We start from the raw sequence: 21,798 nt of genomic DNA, 5'->3' as shown, positions 1-21,798 counted from the left end.
TTTAGTTACTCCCCTGCGAGGCGAGCCAGTTACGCCAGCCGCCAAAATCGGTGATCTCCAGCGCGTTGCTCAGCGCAGAGCCTTCGCAAATAAAGCCTTTCACTACACGTCCATCAGCCAGTGTCAGGCTGCCGATGCCCAGCGGCGGCGGGATCTCAGCAACAAATTCGCCAAAGCGTGCCAGCGGAATATCCCACAGCTCAACGGTAATGGCGGCACCCTGTTCGGCACGCATCAGCCCCGGCTTTTTGATCGGCCCATCAAGCAGGGCAAACAGACGATAGGTGCTGGCGGTCTGCGTTTCCTCTGCCCATATCGCCTGGCGTGTAGTGAGCTGATAGTTGAGCGGCATGCCAGTAAGGTGGGCGCCCACCACGGCGAGCCGGACATGATCGGCTGAGGGTGAAAGCGGGGTGTGCTGAGCAGGCGGTGCTTTGCCGGTGGCACCCAGCGGCAGCGCCATTTGCTGCTGCCAGCGCAGGCCAAAATCAGCCAGGGCGCGATCGTGCCAGGCGGGGGCGATCAGGGTGATACCTGCGGGTAAACCATCACGACGAAACGGTGCCGGTAGTGCCAGCGCGGCGAGATCCGCCAGATTAGTGAAATTGGTGTAGGTGCCGAAGTGCGAATTGTAATGCACCGGCTCCTGCTTCATCTCTTCCAGCGTGTGGATAGTGGGGGAGGTCGGCACGATCAGCGCGTCAAACTGTGCGAGCGTTTGCTGAATCTGGCGCGTCAGCTCAGCGCGCAGATATTCCGCCTGATACGCCTCAACGGCGCTGTATTTCAGGCCGCTGGAAACAATGCCGTGCACGACAGGATCCATTTCTTGCGGGCGGTGGAGCATCTCGCCGACAGCAACGGTACGCTCAGCGACCCAGGGGCCATAATAGAGCTGTTCAGCCAGCGTCCGGAAGGGAGTGAAATCAATGGGATGCAACGTTGCACCGCTGGCCTGCAACGCTTCGAGTGCCTGATCCCACGCCGCTTCGGCGGCGGCATCATTGAAAAATTCGGGACTGGCCGGAATAGCAAAATCGGGCTGCGCTTTGATACTGGCCGGCGCGGTGTGAGGATGCACGCGCGAATAGGCATCGGCAGCATCGTAACCGCCCGCCACGCTGGCGACAGTAAAGGCATCCTCCACCGTGAGGGCAAACACGGAAATAGTGTCATTCAAACGGCAGGCGGGAACGACGCCACTGGCTGAAAACCATCCTTTAGTGGGTTTCAGGCCCACTATATTGTTGAAACCGGCGGGAACGCGGCCAGAACCGGCGGTATCTGTTCCCAGTGAAAAACCCACTAATCCGCGTGCCAGCACTGAGGCGGATCCAGAACTGGAACCGCCGCTGACATACGCAGGATCAAAGGTATTACAGACCGCGCCAAACGGGGAGCGGGTGCCAACCAGGCCGGTTGCGTATTGATCAAGGTTGGTTTTACCTATCACCACTGCGCCAGCCGCTTTGAGCTGGGCCACAACAAATGCGTCGTTTTCGGCTGTGTAAGTGAAGGCCGGACAGGCGGCGCTGGTTGGCCAGCCTGCCACGTCGATGTTGTCTTTCACCGCAAACGGCACGCCAAATAGCGGTAGCGCAGCGGGATTGCGCTGATAGCGGGTCAGCAGCGGCTCAATCTGTGCGTTGAGCTGTGCCGGTGTTGCCAGATAAATCCAGGCGTTGTCCTGGCGATTTAACGCCTCAAGATGCGAAGCCAGTAGGGTATAGATCTGCTGCGGTTCTTGCTGATAGCACTGCTGCCACTCACTCAGAGTCAGGCCAATTGTCGACGCCATACAATGAATTCCAACTGGTATACAAGATGGAATTCAGTAACGCAAAGGCTGTGCCACTTTTTTAATTACCTGTTTTCACTGGATAAACAGTACAGAGATAAGTTTATCTGATGATAAAGTGCACAGTTCCAGCGCAAAGCATGAGCAATGACGGTGCGCCCAGAGTCATGTTGCGTAAATTTTGTGAAGAACGTGGCAAGAGCGGAATCCCTGGTTAGCATGAAGAAAGTCTGGCACGCAGCCGGAGCCCGAAACAGAGGAGATAGACGTGGAGAAGTGGCGCAACTGGATGATAGGGATCTGTCTGGTCAGTATGACCGGCAGCGCATGGGCTGACTCGCTGGACCAACAACGGCAACGTTATCAACAGATTAAACAAGCCTGGGATAACCATCAGATGGCGACTGTAGAGCAACTGCTGCCCACGCTACAGGATTATCCACTCTATCCGTATCTGCAATATCGTTTGCTGGCACAAGATCTCGATCAAAAAGCCAGTCTGGTCGTAAAGAATTTTATTGATCAATATCCGACTTTGCCACCTGCGCGCTCGCTCAGTACCCGCTTTGTTAATGTGCTGGCACATCGGCAGGACTGGCAAAGCCTGCTCTACTTCAGTCCAACCGAACCGAAACCGGTACAGGCACGCTGTAACTGGTATTACGCCAAATGGGCGACCGGCCAGCAGCAGGCTGCGTTTGCCGGGGCCAAAGAGATTTGGCTGCGTGGCACCGCACTGCCGAACGATTGCGACAAGCTGTTTTCCGTCTGGCAGGCTTCAGGTCAGCTTTCGCCAATTACCATTCTTGAGCGTATTCGTCTGGCGATGAAAGCGGGTAATGACAGCCTGGTCAACTATCTGGCAAAAATGCTGCCATCCGATTATCAAACCATGGCAGATGCAGTGCTGGCCTTGCAGCGGGAGCCGTTGAGCGTAACGACGTTTGCCAACGCAGTGGGTCCAACTGATTTCACGCGGCAGGCAACAATCTATGCGTTTACCCGTGTTGCTCGCCAGGACATGGAAAATGCGCGCAGCATGATCCCGATTCTGGTGCGTGCACAAAAAATGGGGCCAGCGGACGAGCAGGCACTCAAAGAAATTGTGGTATGGCGCATGATGGGCAGCGATTTGACCTCAGAGCAGGCGCGCTGGCGTGATGCGGTCGTGATGAACAGTGAATCTACCTCGCTGGTGGAGCGACGGGTGCGGCTGGCGCTGAGCGAACACGATCGGCGTGGCCTGAATACCTGGATTGCGCGTCTGCCGGTGGAAGCCAAAGAGAAAGATGAGTGGCAATACTGGCAAGCGGATTTGCTGTTTTCACAAGGTCGTAAAGAGGAAGCTGAAGAGATTTTACGTCAGCTAATGCAGCAGCGTGGCTTTTATCCCATGGTCGCCGCTCAGCGTTTAGGCGAGCGTTACCCGCTTCAGGTCGATAAAGCGCCTGCGCCAGACAGTACCACCGCGCAGGGGGCCGAACTGGCTCGGGTAAGAGAATTAATGTATTGGGGACTTGATAACCTGGCGCGCAGCGAATGGGCCAACCTTATCGCCAGCAGAACGCATGTGCAGCAGCAGATGCTGGCGCGCTATGCTAACGAGCAGGGCTGGTGGGATCTCAGCGTGCAAGCCACCATTACGGCAAAAATGTGGGATAGCCTGAAAGAGCGTTTCCCGCTGGCCTGGCAGAGTGTGTATCAGCAATACACCCGCGATAAAGGCATTCCCCAAAGCTATGCGATGGCGATCTCCCGCCAGGAAAGCGCCTGGAATCCAAAAGCGCGCTCACCGGTGGGAGCCAGCGGTTTGATGCAAATCATGCCGGGAACGGCAACGCATACCGTGAAAATGTATAACATCCCCGGCTACGTCAATACCATCCAACTGTTTGATCCACAAACCAATATCAAGATAGGAACCCAATATCTTGAATATGTGTATCAGCAGTTTGGTCAGAACCGTATTTTTGCTTCGGCGGCATATAATGCTGGCCCTGGCCGGGTACGGAGCTGGCAAAAAACCAGCGCAGGTAATCTGGATGCAGTGGCGTTTATCGAGACCATTCCGTTTTCAGAGACACGTGGTTATGTGAAGAACGTGCTGGCCTACGACGCGTACTATCGTCACTTTATGGGGCAGCCGGATGACATCCTGTCAGAGGGTGAGTGGAATCGCCGTTACTGACTGTGTTAAGCTTCCGTACTCTTTAGCGAGTACGGAAGCCTTTCATGACCCACTCTTTTGGTTCTTCAACCCCTGTCAATCCTTCAGAGGATAACTGGCTGCGCTTTGTTGATCTGATGCAGCAAGCCTTTGCCCAGGGCCATGCGCTGCCGTTGATGCAGCTGATGATGACGCCCGATGAACGCGAGGCGTTTGGTACGCGGTTGCGTATTATCGAGGAGCTGATGAGCGGTGAGATGAGCCAGCGCGAGCTGAAGAACGCGCTCGGCGTTGGTATTGCCACCATCACCCGGGGTTCAAACAGTCTGAAAGAGGCGCCGCCAGAGCTAAAACGCTGGCTGGAAGCGCATCTGGGACGCGCCTGATTATTGCTGATAGAAAGGGTGAGTGAAGGGACACAATGCTAAAATCAGCGCCTGATGATAAACGCTTGAACGACTCAGCAAACCGTTTGTAAACGCGCCAATCGCGCCACCTTTGTGTTTGATGTTTTCCACGCCAGTCAGGCGCGCCATCTCTACTCCCAGTTCGCGCCCGGCGCGTAATCCTTCCATAACCACCGGCGGCAGGGTAAAACTGGCCGAGCGCGATTCACCGCGCTGTTTCTGGTTCTCTATGACCATCCAGGCGAAGGCGCAATCTTCTTCAATACCCGCCTCAATTGCGACCCAAAAGTCTGCTTCTGGTCGAACCTGACGCGCATTCATCACCCGCTGGCGTGCGCCAGTTCGCGTTTCAAGATTTGTTAACGGCTGTGCTGCCACGCCGCTATCGACCTCGACCCCTTCGATATGGCAGGATCCTTCGCCGAATACGTCGTTGAACGCTTGTGCAATCGCGCGGATCTTTGCTGGGTTGATAGTGGCTGCGACAACATGGTACATAATTGATTGAACCCTTGAGTGATTAAGGCAATTTTTGTCGCAGTATAACGGAAACTAAGCATGCTACAGGTCTATCTTGTTCGTCACGGTGAAACGGTATGGAATGCGGAGCGACGCATTCAGGGTCAGTCCGACAGTCCGCTGACGGAAAAAGGTGAACAACAGGCTCATCAGGTGGGCGAACGTGTTAAAGGTTTAGGTATTACGCATGTTATTTCCAGCGATCTGGGGCGAACGCGCCGCACGGCAGAAATTATTGCTGATGCGTGCGGTTGTACGGTCACGCTGGATCCGCGCCTGCGCGAACTCAACATGGGCGTGCTGGAAAAACGGCCACTGGACGGACTGACGGCAGAAGAAGAGGCCTGGCGCGCGACACTGGTCAATGGCACTGAAGCGGGTCGCATTCCTGACGGGGAATCGATGTCGGAAATGGCGGAGCGCATGCATGAGGCGCTAAATGCCTGCCTGTCATTGCCCGCTGGCAGCCGTCCGCTGCTTGTGAGCCACGGTATGGCGCTGGGCGTACTGGTGAGCACCATTCTCGGCCTTCCGGCTCATGCTGAACGTCGGTTGCGGTTGCGTAACTGCTCAATTTCGCGTGTCGATCATCAACAAAGTGCCTGGCTGGCTAAAGGTTGGGTCGTTGAAACCGCTGGCGACGTTTCTCATCTGGATGCACCTGCGCTCGATGAGTTGCAACGCTAAAACGCAAATTAAAAATGCCGTCATCGTGACGGCATTTTTGTATTAACTTGTCGGCTGACGGCGAATAGGGATCAGATATTCGCAGCGGATCTCTGTGGGCGGCTCGCTTCGTTTTTTGCCGCCGTGGGTAAAGAAACGCTCAATATCCTGGCCCTGACGCCGTGTCAGGCCAAGCGTCGGCATACAGGTGCCATATAACATCAGAATGAATTCCTGCAACTCTACGCGCGGCCCGGTATAGGTGAACTGTACATAATCACCCGCTTCCAGAATCACACTCTGTCCCGAATGCATGTTGATGGCGTTATCGGCAGGCACGGCGGTGGTGTAAAGGATCTCTTGTTCATCATCTTTGTCCTGGCTGGCACGTACCTGATGTAAACCATACAGCACGGGCGGCACGGTGTCGGTTTCCAGCAAAAACTGTTTCCAGAAATGGATGCGCATTTCATCACGGTAGCTGGAGATCTGTTCCAGCGTGCAGGTGTAGTTCTGCGTTTGACCCACCAGCACGGTTTCTGGCAGGGTGACAAAATTCGGCTCTGGCTGCTTCTCATCGTTGAGGCGAATCGGCGGTCGAATGCCGTAGGAGTTCCAGTCTGATGAACGGCGATACCACGCAGGGGTTTGATTAAACTGTTTTTTGAACGCGCGGGTAAAAGTTTGTTGTGAATCAAAACGGTATTGCAGAGCAATATCTAAAATAGGGCGACTGGTCAGGCGCAGCGCCACGGCAGCTTTTGACAGACGTCGTGCACGGATATAGGCACCAATTGCGTGTCCGGTGACATCTTTGAACATACGTTGTAAATGCCACTTAGAGTAGCCTGCTTTCAGGGCAACATTATCCAGCGAAAGCGGCTGATCCAGATGGCTCTCCAGCCAGACAAGCAAATCGCGAATGATACCGGCTTGGTCCATAAAACATCCTCATACACTCTGGTGGCGCAGCTAAACGCAGTCGACGAATAATAGCACTAATTGCTCAAAAGGCGTGGGCAGTTTCATTCGGAATGCTTGTGCTACATCAATGCGGGTTTTTACCCGTTATGGTTTGGTCAATCTGGGCAATTGCCAGTACATTACATTCTCATCTATTACGTTTGCAATGGTAACTCCATGACAATATCTCGCCTTCTCATCGCCGCCGTCACTGCAATGACATTTTCCAACCCGTTATTTGCCGAGGAGATTGGCTCAGTTGATACGGTTTTCAAGATGTTTGGTCCCGATCATAAGATCGTGGTGGAAGCCTTCGACGATCCAGACGTCAAAAATGTAACCTGTTATATCAGCCGGGCAAAAACCGGCGGTATCAAGGGTGGATTAGGCCTGGCGGAAGACACATCCGACGCAGCTATTTCTTGTCAGCAGGTCGGCCCAGTGGCGCTGAGTGACAAGATTGCCCAAGGCAGCGCGCAGGGCGAAGTCGTATTCCGTAAACGCACATCGTTGATTTTCAAGAAGCTGCAGGTTGTACGCTTCTTTGATAAAAAGCGCAACGCTTTAGTCTATCTGACCTACTCAGATAAAGTGGTAGAAGGTTCACCTAAGAATGCACTGAGTGCCGTGCCGATTATGCCGTGGCATTAAGGTAAAAAAACGCCCGACCGGGCGCTTTTTTGTTTTGAAGAGGATTTTAATCTTCCAGGTCACCGCAGAAGCGATAGCCTTCACCGTGGATAGTGGCGATGATTTCTGGCGTATCCGGCGTTGATTCAAAGTGCTTACGGATACGACGAATAGTGACATCCACTGTGCGGTCATGCGGCTTCAACTCGCGTCCCGTCATCTTTTTCAGCAGATCGGCACGGGTTTGAATTTTGCCTGGATTTTCGCAGAAATGCAGCATGGCGCGGAATTCACTACGCGGCAGCTTATACTGTTCGCCGTTCGGGTTGATTAGTGAACGGCTGTTAATATCCAGCGTCCAGCCGTTGAATTTATAATCTTCAACCTGGCGACGTTCTTCGCTTGGCAGCGCCAGATTCATGGTGCGTGACAGTAAGTTGCGCGCACGGATGGTCAGTTCACGTGGATTAAACGGTTTGGTGATGTAATCATCCGCGCCGATTTCCAGGCCAAGAATTTTATCTACTTCGTTATCACGACCGGTCAGAAACATCAGTGCTACGTTTGCCTGTTCACGCAACTCGCGCGCCAGCAGAAGGCCATTTTTGCCAGGCAGGTTGATGTCCATAATCACTAAATTGACGTCATTGTCGGTCAGTACCTGGTGCATTTCGGCACCATCGGTCGCTTCATACACCACATAACCTTCAGCCTCAAATATGCTTTTGAGGGTGTTACGCGTGACCAGTTCGTCTTCAACGATAAGAATGTGCGGGGTCTGCATATTTCGCTACCTAAAATTTGCCAACAAATCGAAAACAGGGCGTACAGCGGTTATTCGTTCCGTGTAGAGAGCGACATAGTGCGCTGAACCGTTGTACGAAATTATGTTTTGATAAACTTTCAATCAACGTCAACAACAGTGTTAGCTCAGCCAGTCAGGATGAAAATTGCATGCCCCGGGATGGCACATATCCTAACTGCATTAACAGCAACCTAACAGCACCAACAACATCCGATAAGCATAAAAACAACGCTTCGTTGACTTATATCAAGTGCAATTGTAGCACGTTAACACTTTTGTGAAAAACTTCTCTTAGAATGCCTGCTTAGCTCACAAAAAGCAGCATTTTTGCTACATTTTCATTGGGTGGTTAAATAACAGAAACCTTTGGGGATTAATATTTCATTAAGCTGAAATTTAAGGGTTTTATGTTATTTTTTATACTTATGCCTCGCCAGTGAGTAAATTTTGCCATACCCGCTATTTTTATAAGTTTTAACATTATTAACATTGTCTTTTCTTAAACGGCTATGCCGCTCAGGATCGCATCGACGTGTTACTCTATGGCGGAATATTAATAAACTAATGGAATTATCATGCGTTTCCCCCTGATTTTAGTTTCGCCCGCCCGGGCAGAAAATATCGGTGCTGCCGCCCGCGCAATGAAAACCATGGGATTTAGCGAACTGCGTATTGTTGCCAGCGATGCGTGGCAAGATCCCGCTGCACGGCGCGTGGCGCACGGTGCGGGGAGATTCTCGATAATGTGCAAACCTTTGACACCCTGGCGGATGCGCTGGCAGACATTGACTTCTCTGTAGCGACAACGGCACGCAGTCGCGCCAGGTTTCGCTATTACGCAACGCCAGCACAGGTTGAAACGCAACTTCAGGAAAAGCGCCAGTGGGTAAACAGCGTGGCATTGGTTTTTGGTCGTGAAGATAGCGGGCTGACTAACGAAGAGTTGGATCAGGTTGACCTGCTCACCGGTATTCCGATGGCCAATGATTACCCTTCGCTTAATTTAGGGCAGGCGGTGATGGTGTATTGCTATCAGCTTTCGGCGCTTAATCAGGTTGCCGCGCCTGTCGTGCAGCAGGCGGATGCTCAGCAGTTAAAAGCGTTGCGCCAACGACTTCAGCAGCTAATGGTGCAACTGGATGTCAGTGATGACGAGAAAATGTCGGACTGGATTAATCAACGCATCGGTTTGCTCGAACAGCGCGACAGCGCCATGCTTCACCGTCTGCTTCATGACATAGAAAAAAACTTATAGATAAATCATCGGGAAAAGCATGATTTTTTAGCCACAGATCGTAGGGAATCAGGCTAGCACAAACGATCTGCTCAGGTTTTTTTCAGATAACGAAAATGTGCGCATTGACCCCAAATGACATAATCGACAAATTCGTTGACTTAACCCGCACTTTGCTTTACTTCTGGAAGGCAGACGGACAAACAAAGACAGACAGAAATAAATCTAAATGCGTAACTTCAGCCTGAACAACACAATTATTACCACCACCATTACCACAGGTAACGGTGCGGGCTGACGCATACAGGAAAAACAGAAAAAAGCCCGCACCTGACCAGTGCGGGCTTTTTTTCGGCTCAAATTCAGGAGAGTTTACATCATGCGAGTGCTGAAATTCGGCGGGACTTCGGTGGCTAATGCGGAACGGTTTCTGCGTGTAGCCGACATTCTGGAAAGTAATGCGCAGCAGGGACAGGTTGCAACCGTGCTCTCAGCACCAGCCAAAATCACCAATCATTTGGTGGCGATGATCGAAAAGACCATCAGTGGCCAGGATGCCGTGCCGAATATCAGCGATGCCGAGCGCATTTTTGCTGATCTGTTACGCGGCTTAGCCGATGCGCAACCGGGCTTTGATTATGACCGTCTGAAAACCCGCGTTGATGTAGAATTTGCCCAGCTAAAGCAGGTGCTTCATGGCATCAGCCTGCTGGGACAGTGTCCGGACAGCGTCAATGCTGCCATTATCTGTCGGGGTGAAAAACTCTCCATTGCGATTATGGAAGCACTGCTGCAGGCGCGGGGATGGGGTGTCAGCGTCATTGACCCGGTCGAAAAACTTCTGGCGGTTGGACATTATCTTGAATCCACTGTTGATATCGCTGAATCTACCCGGCGTATTGATGCCAGCCGCATTCCGGTCGATAACATGATTTTGATGGCGGGTTTCACCGCCGGAAACGAGCGCGGCGAGCTGGTGGTGCTGGGCCGCAACGGCTCAGATTATTCAGCGGCCGTGTTAGCCGCTTGTTTACGCGCCGACTGCTGTGAAATCTGGACCGATGTTGATGGCGTTTATACCTGCGATCCGCGTCAGGTGCCTGATGCGCGCCTGCTCAAATCGATGTCTTACCAGGAAGCGATGGAGCTGTCCTACTTTGGCGCAAAAGTGCTGCATCCCCGTACCATCGCCCCGATTGCCCAGTTCCAGATCCCCTGCCTGATTAAAAATACCGCCAATCCCCAGGCACCGGGCACCTTAATTGGTGGCGAAAGCGTGCAGGATGACATGCCGGTAAAAGGCATTACCAACCTGAATAACATGGCGATGTTCAACGTCTCCGGCCCAGGTATGAAAGGAATGATCGGCATGGCGGCTCGCGTATTTGCCGCCATGTCGCGTACCGGTATTTCCGTGGTATTGATTACCCAGTCCTCTTCTGAATACAGCATCAGCTTCTGCGTTCCCCAGAGTGAGCAGGCGCGTGCGCGTCGCGTACTGGAAGACGAATTCTATCTGGAGCTAAAAGACGGATTGCTCGATCCTTTGGATGTGATTGAGGAGCTGGCGGTGATCTCTGTGGTGGGCGATGGCATGCGCACTTTGCGTGGCATCTCGGCCAAATTCTTCTCGGCGCTGGCGCGCGCCAACATCAATATCGTCGCGATTGCGCAAGGATCGTCTGAACGTTCAATTTCCGTGGTGATAAACAACGATGATGTGACAACTGGCGTACGCGTGGTTCATCAAATGCTGTTTGCGACCGATCAGGTCATTGAAGTGTTCGTGGTGGGCGTTGGCGGTGTGGGTGGGGCATTGCTCGATCAATTGCATCGCCAGCAGGCGTGGCTGAAGAAAAAACATATCGATCTGCGCGTTTGCGGTATCGCTAACTCGCGAGCGTTGTTAACTAACGTGCACGGTGTTGATTTAAGCAACTGGAAAGCGGCACTGAGCGAAGCCAAAGAGCCTTTTAATCTGGGACGCCTGATTCGCCTGGTTAAAGAGTATCACTTACTTAATCCGGTGATTGTTGACTGTACTTCAAGCCAGGCGGTTGCCGATCAGTATGCTGATTTCCTCGCCGATGGTTTCCACGTGGTGACACCTAATAAAAAGGCCAATACCTCGTCATGGAATTATTACCAGCAAATGCGTGCCGCTGCGGCAAAATCGCGCCGTAAATTCCTCTATGACACTAACGTGGGGGCGGGCCTGCCGGTAATTGAAAACCTGCAAAACCTGCTTAACGCGGGGGATGAACTGATTAAGTTTTCCGGCATTCTTTCAGGTTCGCTGTCGTTTATTTTCGGTAAGCTGGATGAGGGCATATCTCTCTCCGAAGCAACCAAAATGGCGCGTGAGATGGGCTTCACTGAACCCGATCCGCGTGATGATCTCTCCGGCACCGATGTGGCACGTAAACTGCTGATTCTGGCTCGTGAAGCGGGTTATCAGCTGGAGCTGAGTGACATTGAAATCGAACCGCTGTTAAGCGAAAGCCTGACCGGGATTAAAGATGTCGAAGCGTTTATGCAGCGTCTGCCGGAACTGGATAACGCCTTTGCGGCACGGGTAGCGAAAGCGCGTGACGAAGGTAAAGTGTTACGCTTCGTTGGCGCTATCGAAGAAGGCGGCGTATGCAGGGTAAAAATCGATGCCGTAGATGGCAATGATCCACTCTACAAAGTTAAAAATGGCGAGAACGCGCTGGCGTTTTACAGCCGCTACTATCAACCCATTCCGCTGGTATTACGCGGATACGGTGCGGGAAATGATGTGACGGCAGCCGGGGTATTCGCCGATCTGCTGCGCACGCTGTCGTGGAAGTTGGGAGTTTAATAATGATAAAAATTTATGCACCGGCCTCAATTGGTAACGTCAGCGTCGGCTTTGATGTGCTGGGTGCGGCAGTTTCGCCGGTGGATGGTTCATTACTGGGTGATTGTGTTTCTGTTGAAGCGGCAGAGAGTTTCAGTCTGACCAACGCGGGTCGTTTTGTCAGCAAGCTGCCCGACGATCCCAAAGAGAATATCGTGTATCAGTGCTGGCAGCGTTTCTGCGAAGCGATTGGCAAAACCGTGCCAGTAGCGATGACGCTGGAGAAAAACATGCCAATCGGCTCCGGGCTGGGCTCCAGTGCCTGTTCGGTGGTGGCGGGTTTGATGGCAATGAATGAGTTCTGCGGCAAGCCACTCAACGATACTGAATTGCTGACGCTGATGGGTGAGCTGGAAGGGCGTATTTCGGGCAGCGTACATTATGATAACGTTGCACCCTGTTTCCTGGGCGGTATTCAACTGATGCTGGAAGAGAACGGCATCATCAGCCAGGAGGTGCCGGGTTTTGACGACTGGTTATGGGTCATGGCGTATCCCGGCATTAAAGTCTCTACCGCTGAAGCGCGTGCGATTTTGCCTGCGCAATACCGTAAACAGGATTGCATCAAGCATGGGCGCTTGCTGGCTGGTTTCATTCACGCCTGCCATACGCGCCAGCCTGAGCTGGCCGCTAAACTTATGCAGGATGTGATTGCCGAACCGTACCGTACCAAACTGCTGCCTGGCTTTGCCGAAGCGCGTCAGGCTGCGCAAGATATTGGTGCGCTGGCGTGCGGAATTTCGGGGTCTGGTCCAACACTTTTCGCCGTTTGCAACCAAATGGAAACGGCCCAGCGGATGGCCGACTGGCTGAGCCAGCACTATCTGCAAAATGATGAAGGCTTCGTCCATATTTGCCGTCTTGATACGGCTGGCGCACGTAAACTGGGATAACGCATGAAACTCTACAATCTTAAGGATCACAACGAGCAGGTCAGCTTCGCCCAGGCGGTGAAACAGGGGCTGGGTTCGCAGCAAGGGCTGTTTTTTCCGCTCGAACTGCCAGAGTTCGAACTGACCGACATCGATGCCATGCTCGAAATGGATTTTGTCAGCCGCAGCAGTAAGATTCTCTCTGCCTACATCGGCGATGAAATTCCTGCGCATCAACTGGCGGAGCGTGTCAACGCCGCGTTTGCCTTCCCGGCCCCGGTTAAGCAGGTAAGCGATGATGTGGCCTGCCTGGAGCTGTTTCACGGCCCGACGCTGGCTTTCAAAGATTTCGGCGGTCGTTTCATGGCCCAGATGCTCTCTTACGTGAGCGGCAGCGATGAGCAGATTACTATTCTGACCGCTACTTCCGGTGATACCGGTGCAGCCGTTGCGCATGCTTTCTACGGTATGGAAAATGTGCGCGTGGTGATCCTTTATCCGCAGGGTAAGATCAGCCCGCTGCAAGAGAAGCTGTTCTGTACCCTGGGTGGCAACATTGAAACCATCGCGATCGATGGCGATTTCGATGCGTGTCAGGCGCTGGTGAAGCAAGCGTTTGACGATCAGGAACTGAAAAAGCGATTGGCCTGAACTCAGCCAACTCTATCAATATCAGCCGCCTGCTGGCGCAGATTTGCTACTACTTCGAAGCGGTGGCGCAGCTGCCACAAGAGAAGCGCAATCAGTTAGTGGTGTCGGTACCGAGCGGTAATTTTGGCGACTTAACGGCTGGCCTGCTGGCGAAATCGCTTGGCCTGCCGATCAAGCGGTTCATTGCTGCGACCAATGCTAACGATACCGTGCCGCGTTTTCTCGGCAACGGCGCATGGCAGCCAAATGCGACAGTAGCGACGCTGTCAAATGCGATGGATGTGAGCCAGCCGAATAACTGGCCGCGCGTGGAAGAGCTGTTCCGTCGCAAAACCTGGCGTTTAACCGATCTGGCTTACGGCGCGGTAACGGACGAGACGACCAAAGCCGCAATGCGTGAACTGGCGGCAATAGGTTATGTGTCTGAACCGCACGCGGCAATTGCCTGGCGTCTGCTGCGCGATCAGTTGCAGGAGGGCGAATATGGCCTGTTCCTGGGCACTGCACATCCGGCAAAATTCAAAGAGAGCGTGGAAGAGATTCTGGAGCAGAAGCTGACCATTCCCGATGAATTAGCTTCACGTGCTGATCTGCCGCTGCTGTCGCATCAGATGAAAAGTGATTTCGCTGCGCTGCGTGCATTTTTGCTGAAACAATAAGGGCAGGGGCCTTTGCACGGCCCCAACCCGATATTCCCCCGCAGGGCGGGGGAATAGCCCTCTCAGGCTTTACTGTTCCGCGCGTTTAAACACCAGTTCATTATCGCTGCTGCTGGCAGCATCAAACACATAGCCATCCACATCAAACTGCTTCAGCTGTTCGGGGGTTTGCAGACGCTGTTGAATGACATAGCGGCTCATCAGTCCGCGCGCTTTTTTGGCGTAGAAGCTAATCACCTTAAACTTGCCGTTCTTTTCATCCAGGAATACCGGTTTGATTAACCGCGCCTGTAATTTCGTCGGCTGGACTGATTTGAAATACTCATCGGATGCGAGATTAATCAGCACATCATCGCCTTGCTCTGCCAGCGCCTCGTTCAGCGTTTGAGTGATGATATCGCCCCAAAAGCGATAAAGATCGCTTCCAGCCGGTGTTGCCAGCTTGATCCCCATTTCCAGGCGATAGGGCTGCATTAAATCCAGCGGGCGCAGCACACCATACAGGCCAGACAGCATACGCAAGTGCTGCTGGGCGAAATCAAAATCATCGTCATTGAAACTTTCGGCCTGTAAGCCGGTATATACGTCGCCCTTAAAGGCCAGAATTGCCTGACGCGCATTATCAGGCGTGAACGCGGGCTGCCAGCTGTTAAAGCGTTCAGCATTGAGGTGAGCCAGTTTGTCGCTGATACCCATCAATGACGCAATATGTGCCGGTGATAGATCACGCGCCACGTCGATTAATTGTTGTGATTTTTCTAACAACGCGGGCTGGGTAAAACGCGGGGTTGCCAGCGGACTTTCATAATCCAGTGTCTTGGCAGGAGAAATCACCATCAACATATTTGCTTCCTCGTATAACCCCTGTTTTAACAGGGTATTGGCTTATTATTTGGCCTCGCAGTGTAACAAAAAAGCGGCAGCGATCGGCAAATCGCAGCTATTCGTTGGCGCTATCGTAAACGGCATTCGCTGACCTTGCGCCACCGTTAGTGCGTGATATTATCGCAACAGCCTTTTTCACCCTGACAGTTAACTAAGAGAAAAGAACCATGACGGACAAATTGAGTTCCTTGCGTCAACTGACCACCGTGGTGGCCGACACCGGTGATATCGCAGCCATGAAGCTGTACCAGCCGCAAGACGCGACTACCAACCCTTCTTTAATCCTCAACGCCGCGCAAATTCCTGAATACCGCAAACTGATCGATGAAGCGATTGCATGGGCGCGCGATCAAAGCAGCGATAAAGAAGAGCAGCTTCAGTTGGTTTCTGACAAGCTGGCCGTCAACATTGGTCTGGAAATTCTCAAACTGATCCCGGGTCGTATTTCGACTGAAGTGGATGCACGCCTCTCTTACGACACCGAAGGCAGCATCGCTAAGGCGCGCAGCCTGATCAAACTTTATAACGATGCCGGCATCAGCAACGACCGTATCCTGATCAAACTGGCTTCAACCTGGCAGGGCATCCGCGCAGCAGAGCAGCTTGAAAAAGAAGGCATCAACTGTAACCTGACGCTGCTGTTCTCCTTCGCTCAGGCGCGTGCCTGTGCCGAAGCGGGCGTGTTCCTGATCTCTCCGTTTGTTGGCCGTATTCTTGACTGGTACAAAGCGAATACCGACCAGAAAGAGTACGCCGCGCATGAAGATCCAGGCGTGGTGTCTGTGTCTGAAATCTATAACTACTACAAGCAGCACGGTTATGAGACGGTGGTCATGGGTGCCAGCTTCCGCAATGTTGGCGAAATCATTGAGCTGGCAGGCTGCGATCGTCTGACTATTTCTCCGGCTTTGCTGAAAGAGCTGGCAGAAAGTGAAGGCACTATTGAGCGTAAACTGAGCTACAGCGGCGAAGTAAAAGCGCGTCCAGCGAAAATGACGGAATCTGAGTTCCTGTGGCAGCACAACCAGGATCCTATGGCTGTGGCAAAACTGGCGGAAGGCATTCGTAACTTTGCCGTTGACCAGGGCAAACTTGAGAAGATGCTGGCAGAACTGCTGTAATCTTGCGCCGTGGCGGCATCTGCCGTCACGGTTTCCCTTTCCGTCCCTTTCGCTTTGTATTATCCTTCCGCTATTCCCCTTTTACTCCGCCACAGTGCGGTAAATTACAGCGAACCAAAACAATGAACACATTACGCATTGGGTTGATCTCCGTATCCGATCGCGCCGCAAATGGTATTTATCAGGATCAAGGCATTCCTGCGCTGGAAAGCTGGCTGAACAGCGCCATCAGCACAGCGTTTGAGGTCGAAACACGCTTAGTGCCCGACGAGCAGCATATGATTGAACAGGCCATTTGTGAGCTGGTTGATGAACGCTTTTGTCATTTGGTGTTGACCACCGGCGGCACAGGCCCGGCCCGTCGTGACGTTACGCCGGACGCCACGCTGGCTGTCGCTGACCGTGAGATGCCTGGCTTTGGCGAGCAGATGCGCCAGATTAGCCTGCAATTTGTGCCCACAGCGATTTTATCGCGTCAGGTTGGCGTGATCCGTAAACAGTCTTTAATTCTGAACCTTCCGGGCCAGCCGAAATCGATCAAAGAAACGCTGGAAGGGGTAAAAGATCAGCAGGGCAAGGTCATTGTTCCAGGAATTTTTGCTGCTGTACCTTATTGTTTACAGCTTCTGGAAGGGCCATACGTTGAAACTCAGCCCGATGTTGTAGCAGCTTTTCGCCCTAAAAGCGCGATACGTGAGATAAATAACTAAATATTCTGCTTTTCAGGCATAAGCTATAGCCTGGCTGGTGTGGTAAAAGATTGACGGTATAGTAAGCGAAGCTTTACATCCGTTCTCTTTTGCCTCTGGAATATTATGGAATCGAATCACACTCAGCGCCTGAGCGGCCAGGATTACAAAACCCTTTCTTTAGCCGCCCTTGGAGGCGCGCTGGAATTCTACGACTTCATCATCTTTGTGTTCTTCGCTGCGGTGATTGGCGAGCTTTTTTTCCACCCGATATCCCTGAATGGCTGCGCCAGTTGCAGACATTTGCCATTTTGCCGCAGGCTATCTGGCCCGTCCGCTGGGGGCATAGTAATGGCGCATTTTGGCGATAAAGTGGGTCGCAAAAGATGTTCAGCCTGAGTATCTTACTCATGGCGCTGCCAACGCTGGCGATGGGTGCATTACCGACCTATCAAACGCTTGGCATTGCTGCGCCGTTATTGATGCTGCTGATGCGCGTGTTACAAGGCGCAGCTATCGGCGGTGAAGTGCCGGGAGCCTGGGTTTTTGTCGCTGAACATGTGCCGCAAAAGCGCGTCGGGTTTGCCTGCGGAACACTGACTGCGGGGCTGACCGCCGGGATTCTGCTCGGTTCGCTGGTCGCCACAGCCATCAACAGCACCTTATCGCCAGCGGCGATTGCCGAAAGCGGCTGGCGTATTCCGTTCTTTCTTGGCGGCATTTTTGGCTTGATCGCCATGTATCTGCGCCGCTGGTTGCATGAAACGCCGGTATTTCAGCAGATGCAGCAACGTAAAGCACTGGCGGACACCTTGCCACTGAAAACCATTCTGGCCAGCCACAAGCGTGGCATTGCGGTCTCTATGCTGCTCACCTGGCTGCTTTCTGCCTGTATTGTGGTGGTGATTTTGATGTCACCGACGTTAATGCAAAAGCAGCACGCTGTACCGGCGGCGCTCAGTTTACAGGCCAACAGCCTGGCCACCGTGATGTTGCTGGCCGGTTGTGTCATAGCCGGTTGGTTAGTTGATCGTTTCGGTGCAGCGCGCGCATTAATAGGGGGTCGCTGTTGCTGGCAATTTGCAGCTGGAATTTCTATCACCAGCTTGATAATGGCGTGCAGGCACTCTTTTTCAGCTACGGCCTGGCGGGACTGAGCGTTGGCGTGGTGGGTGTTGTGCCTTTTGTTATGGTCAGCGCCTTTCCTGCTGCGGTACGTTTTACCGGCATCTCCTTTTCCTACAACGTTGCTTACGCCATTTTCGGCGGGCTGACACCCATTTTCGTCACGCTTATTTTACGACTGACCCCGCTGGCACCAGCATGGTATGTGCTGGCACTGGCGCTGATCGGGGTGCTGGTGGGGCTTTATCTGCACAGCCAACAGGGCCGTGCAAGCATCATGAGTGAGGTAAGCGCCTGACTTTTCGGTTACGCCCAGGTTTTTTTGCAAAATTTTTTTCATTTAACCCTTGATGCGCTTCGAAGCGGCCCCATTTAGTTGTCATCGAGCGTTGTGAGCGTTTGAAAAAAAGCATGTGACGGCAGTTGAAAGCAAACAACCCGCCCGCATAACAGGTTCACAACCCAAATTGGCAAAGAATTTAAGTGGGAGACGTTTAGATGGGTAAGATTATTGGTATTGACCTGGGCACAACTAACTCTTGTGTTGCGATCATGGATGGCACTAAAGCTCGCGTGCTGGAGAACGCCGAAGGCGATCGTACCACGCCTTCAATTATCGCTTACACCCAGGATGGCGAAACGCTGGTTGGTCAACCAGCTAAACGTCAGGCTGTTACTAACCCGCAGAACACCCTGTTCGCGATCAAACGTCTGATCGGTCGCCGTTTCCAGGACGAAGAAGTACAGCGTGATATTAAAATCATGCCGTACAAAATCACTAATGCAGACAATGGTGATGCCTGGCTGGAAGTAAAAGGTCAGAAAATGGCACCACCGCAAATTTCTGCAGAAGTGCTGAAAAAAATGAAGAAAACCGCGGAAGATTACCTCGGTGAACCCGTAACTGAAGCGGTTATCACCGTTCCAGCTTACTTTAACGATGCACAGCGTCAGGCCACCAAAGATGCAGGCCGCATCGCGGGTCTGGAAGTGAAGCGTATCATCAACGAACCCACCGCTGCTGCACTGGCTTACGGTCTGGACAAAGGCCAGGGTAACCGCACTATCGCGGTATACGACCTGGGCGGTGGTACGTTCGATATCTCTATCATTGAGATCGACGAAGTTGACGGCGAAAAGACCTTCGAAGTTCTGGCGACTAACGGTGATACCCACCTGGGTGGTGAAGACTTCGACAGCCGCCTGATTAACTATCTGGTTGCAGAATTTAAGAAAGATCAGGGCATCGATCTGCACAACGATCCGCTGGCAATGCAGCGTCTGAAAGAAGCGGCAGAGAAAGCAAAAATTGAGCTTTCTTCTGCGCAGCAGACTGACGTTAACCTGCCGTACATCACTGCAGATGCGACCGGTCCTAAGCACCTGAACATCAAAGTAACGCGCGCTAAGCTGGAGTCACTGGTTGAAGATCTGGTTGCACGTTCTATTGAACCGCTGAAAGTGGCGCTGCAGGATGCTGGCCTGTCAGTATCTGACATCAATGATGTCATTCTGGTGGGTGGTCAAACACGTATGCCGCTGGTTCAGGCAAAAGTAACGGAATTCTTCGGCAAAGAGCCACGTAAAGACGTGAACCCGGACGAAGCAGTTGCCGTAGGTGCTGCGGTTCAGGGTGGTGTACTGGGTGGTGACGTTAAAGACGTACTGCTGCTGGACGTAACCCCGCTGTCGCTGGGCATCGAAACCATGGGTGGCGTGATGACGTCGCTGATCAGCAAAAACACCACCATCCCGACTAAGCACAGCCAGGTGTTCTCAACAGCTGAAGACAACCAGAATGCCGTGACCATTCACGTGCTGCAGGGTGAGCGTAAGCGTTCAGGTGATAACAAATCACTGGGCCAGTTCAACCTCGACGGTATTCAGCCAGCACCACGCGGTATGCCACAGATTGAAGTGACTTTTGACATCGATGCTGACGGTATTCTGCATGTGTCGGCTAAAGACAAAAACAGCGGTAAAGAGCAGAAAATCACCATCAAAGCCTCTTCAGGTCTGAACGACGAAGAGATCGAAAAAATGGTGCGTGAAGCGGAAGCGAACGCTGAGTCTGACCGTAAGTTCGAAGAGCTGGTACAGACGCGTAACCAGGGCGACCAGATTGCTCACAGCACGCGTAAGCAGCTGGAAGAAGCTGGTGACAAACTCTCAGCTGACGACAAAGCGCCAATCGAAGCGGCACTGGCTGCGCTGGAAACTTCACTGAAAGGTGAAGATAAAGCGGACATCGAAGCCAAAATGCAGGCGCTGATGGAAGTTTCCAGCAAACTGATGGAAGCTGCGCAGCAGGCTCAGGCAGGCGCAGCAGATGCGGGCGACGGGTCAGCGAAGAAAGATGACGATGTTGTTGACGCTGAGTTCGAAGAAGTTAAAGACAACAAGAAATAATTGCCCCTGACCGGGCGCGACGGTTGGCCTGACAACCGTTGAAACCAGCACGGGCGTAGGAGTTCTCTCCACGCCCGTGCGATCATGTTAAGGGCTAAATAAAAATGGCGAAGAGTGATTACTACGAGATTTTAGGCGTCGCCAAATCCGCAGACGAGCGTGAAATCAAAAAGGCTTACAAACGCCTGGCAATGAAATTTCACCCGGATCGTAATCCCGGGGATAAAGAAGCCGAAGCAAAGTTTAAAGAGGTCAAGGAAGCCTACGAAATTCTGACTGACGCGCAAAAGCGTGCAGCCTACGATCAATACGGTCATGCAGCGTTTGAACAAGGCGGCATGGGCGGCGGTGGATTCGGTGGCGGCGGCTTTGGCGGCGGCGGCGCAGATTTCAGTGATATCTTTGGCGACGTATTCGGTGACATCTTTGGTGGTGGACGCCGTCAGCGCGCATCCCGTGGCGCCGATTTACGCTACAACATGGAGCTGACGCTGGAAGAAGCGGTACGCGGCGTGTCCAAAGAGATCCGCATTCCAACGCTGGAAGAGTGTGAGGTTTGCCACGGCAGCGGCGCGAAAGCGGGAACCAAACCGCAAACCTGTTCAACCTGCCATGGTGCAGGTCAGGTGCAGATGCGTCAGGGCTTCTTCACCGTGCAGCAAGCTTGCCCAACCTGTCACGGTCGTGGCTCGGTAATCAAAGATCCGTGCAGCGCGTGTCACGGTCATGGACGTGTAGAGAAGTCAAAAACACTGTCTGTGAAAATCCCGGCAGGCGTGGATACGGGCGATCGTATTCGCCTGAGTGGTGAAGGTGAAGCGGGCGAACATGGCGCACCAGCGGGCGATCTTTACGTTCAGGTTTCGGTGAAGAAACACCCTATTTTCGAGCGCGAAGATAATAACCTTTACTGCGAAGTACCGATCAACTTCGCGATGGCGGCACTCGGCGGCGAAATTGAAGTGCCGACGCTTGATGGTCGCGTGAAGCTGAAAGTGCCGTCTGAAACGCAAACCGGCAAACTGTTCCGTATGCGTGGTAAAGGCGTGAAGTCAGTGCGCGGCGGCGCAGTAGGTGATTTATTGTGTCGCGTTGTGGTAGAAACCCCGGTTAGCCTCAACGAGAAACAGAAAAACCTGCTGCGTGAACTGGAAGAGAGCTTTGGCGGCCCGACCGGCGAACACAACAGTCCGCGCTCAAAAAGCTTCTTTGATGGCGTTAAAAAATTCTTTGACGATCTGACGCGTTAAGTTTTTTTAGCGGGAAAAAGCCAGCGCAGTGCGCTGGTTTTTTTTATTCTTTTCCATAACTCGTAAT

Annotated in this window: 16 protein-coding genes, 3 pseudogenes and 1 other annotated feature; of the genes and pseudogenes, 14 read left to right on the top strand and 5 right to left on the bottom strand. The window is 52.7% G+C overall.

What is annotated here, in order from left to right; translation table 11 throughout:
• Position 1 precedes the first annotated feature (1 nt).
• The gene (atzF, locus tag O3W44_RS10010) at positions 2-1,798 is read right to left on the bottom strand and encodes an allophanate hydrolase (protein ID WP_269292944.1); all 1,797 of its coding nucleotides are present in this window, start codon (positions 1,796-1,798) and stop codon (positions 2-4) included.
• A 268-nt stretch (positions 1,799-2,066) separates the two neighbouring features.
• Between atzF and sltY the strand changes: the two genes are divergently transcribed.
• Together sltY and trpR are read left to right on the top strand one after the other, a co-directional pair.
• On the top strand, positions 2,067-3,986 hold the full coding sequence (sltY, locus tag O3W44_RS10005) for a murein transglycosylase (protein WP_269292943.1): 1,920 nt from the start codon (positions 2,067-2,069) through the stop codon (positions 3,984-3,986).
• A gap of 44 nt (positions 3,987-4,030) precedes the next feature.
• Entirely contained in the window at positions 4,031-4,351 is a 321-nt protein-coding gene (gene trpR, locus O3W44_RS10000) for a trp operon repressor (protein WP_269292942.1), read from the top strand.
• On the opposite strand, the gene yjjX is transcribed toward trpR, so the two are convergent.
• Positions 4,352-4,870, bottom strand: coding sequence for an inosine/xanthosine triphosphatase (gene yjjX, locus O3W44_RS09995; protein WP_269292941.1), 519 nt, complete (start codon positions 4,868-4,870; stop codon positions 4,352-4,354).
• Positions 4,871-4,930: 60 nt separating this feature from the next.
• Between yjjX and gpmB the strand changes: the two genes are divergently transcribed.
• Positions 4,931-5,578 carry a 2,3-diphosphoglycerate-dependent phosphoglycerate mutase GpmB gene (gpmB, locus tag O3W44_RS09990; protein ID WP_269292940.1) on the top strand — a complete coding sequence of 216 codons (648 nt, stop codon included), beginning with the start codon at positions 4,931-4,933 and terminating at the stop codon, positions 5,576-5,578.
• 42 nt (positions 5,579-5,620) lie between these two features.
• On the opposite strand, the gene robA is transcribed toward gpmB, so the two are convergent.
• Complete coding sequence (gene robA, locus O3W44_RS09985; RefSeq protein WP_269292939.1) at positions 5,621-6,499, bottom strand: MDR efflux pump AcrAB transcriptional activator RobA; 879 nt, start codon at positions 6,497-6,499, stop codon at positions 5,621-5,623.
• Between the two features lie 198 nt (positions 6,500-6,697).
• Between robA and creA the strand changes: the two genes are divergently transcribed.
• Complete coding sequence (gene creA, locus O3W44_RS09980) at positions 6,698-7,171, top strand: protein CreA (RefSeq protein ID WP_269292938.1); 474 nt, start codon at positions 6,698-6,700, stop codon at positions 7,169-7,171.
• A 46-nt stretch (positions 7,172-7,217) separates the two neighbouring features.
• On the opposite strand, the gene arcA is transcribed toward creA, so the two are convergent.
• Entirely contained in the window at positions 7,218-7,934 is a 717-nt protein-coding gene (gene arcA, locus O3W44_RS09975; protein ID WP_215847679.1) for a two-component system response regulator ArcA, read from the bottom strand.
• 596 nt (positions 7,935-8,530) lie between these two features.
• On the opposite strand from arcA, the pseudogene O3W44_RS09970 reads away from it, so the two are divergent.
• From O3W44_RS09970 to thrC, 5 genes and pseudogenes are all read left to right on the top strand, one after another.
• Positions 8,531-9,233 (top strand): annotated as a pseudogene (locus tag O3W44_RS09970) (tRNA/rRNA methyltransferase).
• A 185-nt stretch (positions 9,234-9,418) separates the two neighbouring features.
• Positions 9,419-9,487 carry a thr operon leader peptide gene (gene thrL, locus O3W44_RS24965; RefSeq protein WP_442954665.1) on the top strand — a complete coding sequence of 23 codons (69 nt, stop codon included), beginning with the start codon at positions 9,419-9,421 and terminating at the stop codon, positions 9,485-9,487.
• Positions 9,426-9,543, top strand: a sequence feature (Thr leader region). Its footprint overlaps the gene before it by 62 nt.
• A gap of 25 nt (positions 9,544-9,568) precedes the next feature.
• A complete protein-coding gene (gene thrA, locus O3W44_RS09965) occupies positions 9,569-12,031 on the top strand; it encodes a bifunctional aspartate kinase/homoserine dehydrogenase I (protein WP_269292937.1) in 2,463 nt (820 codons plus the stop codon).
• A gap of 2 nt (positions 12,032-12,033) precedes the next feature.
• Positions 12,034-12,963, top strand: coding sequence for a homoserine kinase (gene thrB / locus O3W44_RS09960; RefSeq protein ID WP_269292936.1), 930 nt, complete (start codon positions 12,034-12,036; stop codon positions 12,961-12,963).
• Between the two features lie 3 nt (positions 12,964-12,966).
• Positions 12,967-14,252 (top strand): annotated as a pseudogene (thrC, locus tag O3W44_RS09955) (threonine synthase).
• Between the two features lie 69 nt (positions 14,253-14,321).
• Here thrC and yaaA read toward each other — a convergent pair.
• On the bottom strand, positions 14,322-15,095 hold the full coding sequence (yaaA, locus tag O3W44_RS09950; RefSeq protein ID WP_269292935.1) for a peroxide stress protein YaaA: 774 nt from the start codon (positions 15,093-15,095) through the stop codon (positions 14,322-14,324).
• Between the two features lie 209 nt (positions 15,096-15,304).
• On the opposite strand from yaaA, the gene tal reads away from it, so the two are divergent.
• From tal to dnaJ, 5 genes and pseudogenes are all read left to right on the top strand, one after another.
• Positions 15,305-16,258 (top strand): transaldolase, encoded by a 954-nt coding sequence (gene tal / locus O3W44_RS09945; protein WP_269292934.1) that lies wholly within the window; start codon positions 15,305-15,307, stop codon positions 16,256-16,258.
• A 122-nt stretch (positions 16,259-16,380) separates the two neighbouring features.
• Positions 16,381-16,968 (top strand): molybdopterin adenylyltransferase, encoded by a 588-nt coding sequence (gene mog, locus O3W44_RS09940; protein WP_269292933.1) that lies wholly within the window; start codon positions 16,381-16,383, stop codon positions 16,966-16,968.
• 105 nt (positions 16,969-17,073) lie between these two features.
• Positions 17,074-18,370: pseudogene (locus tag O3W44_RS09935) on the top strand (MFS transporter).
• Between the two features lie 200 nt (positions 18,371-18,570).
• Positions 18,571-20,481, top strand: a complete 1,911-nt coding sequence (gene dnaK / locus O3W44_RS09930) for a molecular chaperone DnaK (RefSeq protein WP_269292932.1) — start codon at positions 18,571-18,573, stop codon at positions 20,479-20,481.
• Positions 20,482-20,585: 104 nt separating this feature from the next.
• A complete protein-coding gene (gene dnaJ, locus O3W44_RS09925; protein WP_269292931.1) occupies positions 20,586-21,731 on the top strand; it encodes a molecular chaperone DnaJ in 1,146 nt (381 codons plus the stop codon).
• The last annotated feature ends 67 nt before the right edge of the window (positions 21,732-21,798 follow it).

It is taken from the genome of Pantoea sp. LMR881 (assembly GCF_027157825.1).
Lineage (GTDB): Bacteria > Pseudomonadota > Gammaproteobacteria > Enterobacterales > Enterobacteriaceae > Pantoea > Pantoea haifensis.
Note: the sequence above shows the minus strand (reverse complement) of the source record. Positions and strands in the feature narration are given on the sequence as shown.

Coding starts and splice junctions, on each gene's coding strand:
- atzF (WP_269292944.1), bottom strand. CDS start 1,798: ATGGCGTCGACAATTGGCCTGACTCTGAGTGAGTGGCAGCAGTGCTAT.
- trpR (WP_269292942.1), top strand. CDS start 4,031: ATGACCCACTCTTTTGGTTCTTCAACCCCTGTCAATCCTTCAGAGGAT.
- yjjX (WP_269292941.1), bottom strand. CDS start 4,870: ATGTACCATGTTGTCGCAGCCACTATCAACCCAGCAAAGATCCGCGCG.
- gpmB (WP_269292940.1), top strand. CDS start 4,931: ATGCTACAGGTCTATCTTGTTCGTCACGGTGAAACGGTATGGAATGCG.
- robA (WP_269292939.1), bottom strand. CDS start 6,499: ATGGACCAAGCCGGTATCATTCGCGATTTGCTTGTCTGGCTGGAGAGC.
- creA (WP_269292938.1), top strand. CDS start 6,698: ATGACAATATCTCGCCTTCTCATCGCCGCCGTCACTGCAATGACATTT.
- arcA (WP_215847679.1), bottom strand. CDS start 7,934: ATGCAGACCCCGCACATTCTTATCGTTGAAGACGAACTGGTCACGCGT.
- thrA (WP_269292937.1), top strand. CDS start 9,569: ATGCGAGTGCTGAAATTCGGCGGGACTTCGGTGGCTAATGCGGAACGG.
- thrB (WP_269292936.1), top strand. CDS start 12,034: ATGATAAAAATTTATGCACCGGCCTCAATTGGTAACGTCAGCGTCGGC.
- yaaA (WP_269292935.1), bottom strand. CDS start 15,095: ATGTTGATGGTGATTTCTCCTGCCAAGACACTGGATTATGAAAGTCCG.
- tal (WP_269292934.1), top strand. CDS start 15,305: ATGACGGACAAATTGAGTTCCTTGCGTCAACTGACCACCGTGGTGGCC.
- mog (WP_269292933.1), top strand. CDS start 16,381: ATGAACACATTACGCATTGGGTTGATCTCCGTATCCGATCGCGCCGCA.
- dnaK (WP_269292932.1), top strand. CDS start 18,571: ATGGGTAAGATTATTGGTATTGACCTGGGCACAACTAACTCTTGTGTT.
- dnaJ (WP_269292931.1), top strand. CDS start 20,586: ATGGCGAAGAGTGATTACTACGAGATTTTAGGCGTCGCCAAATCCGCA.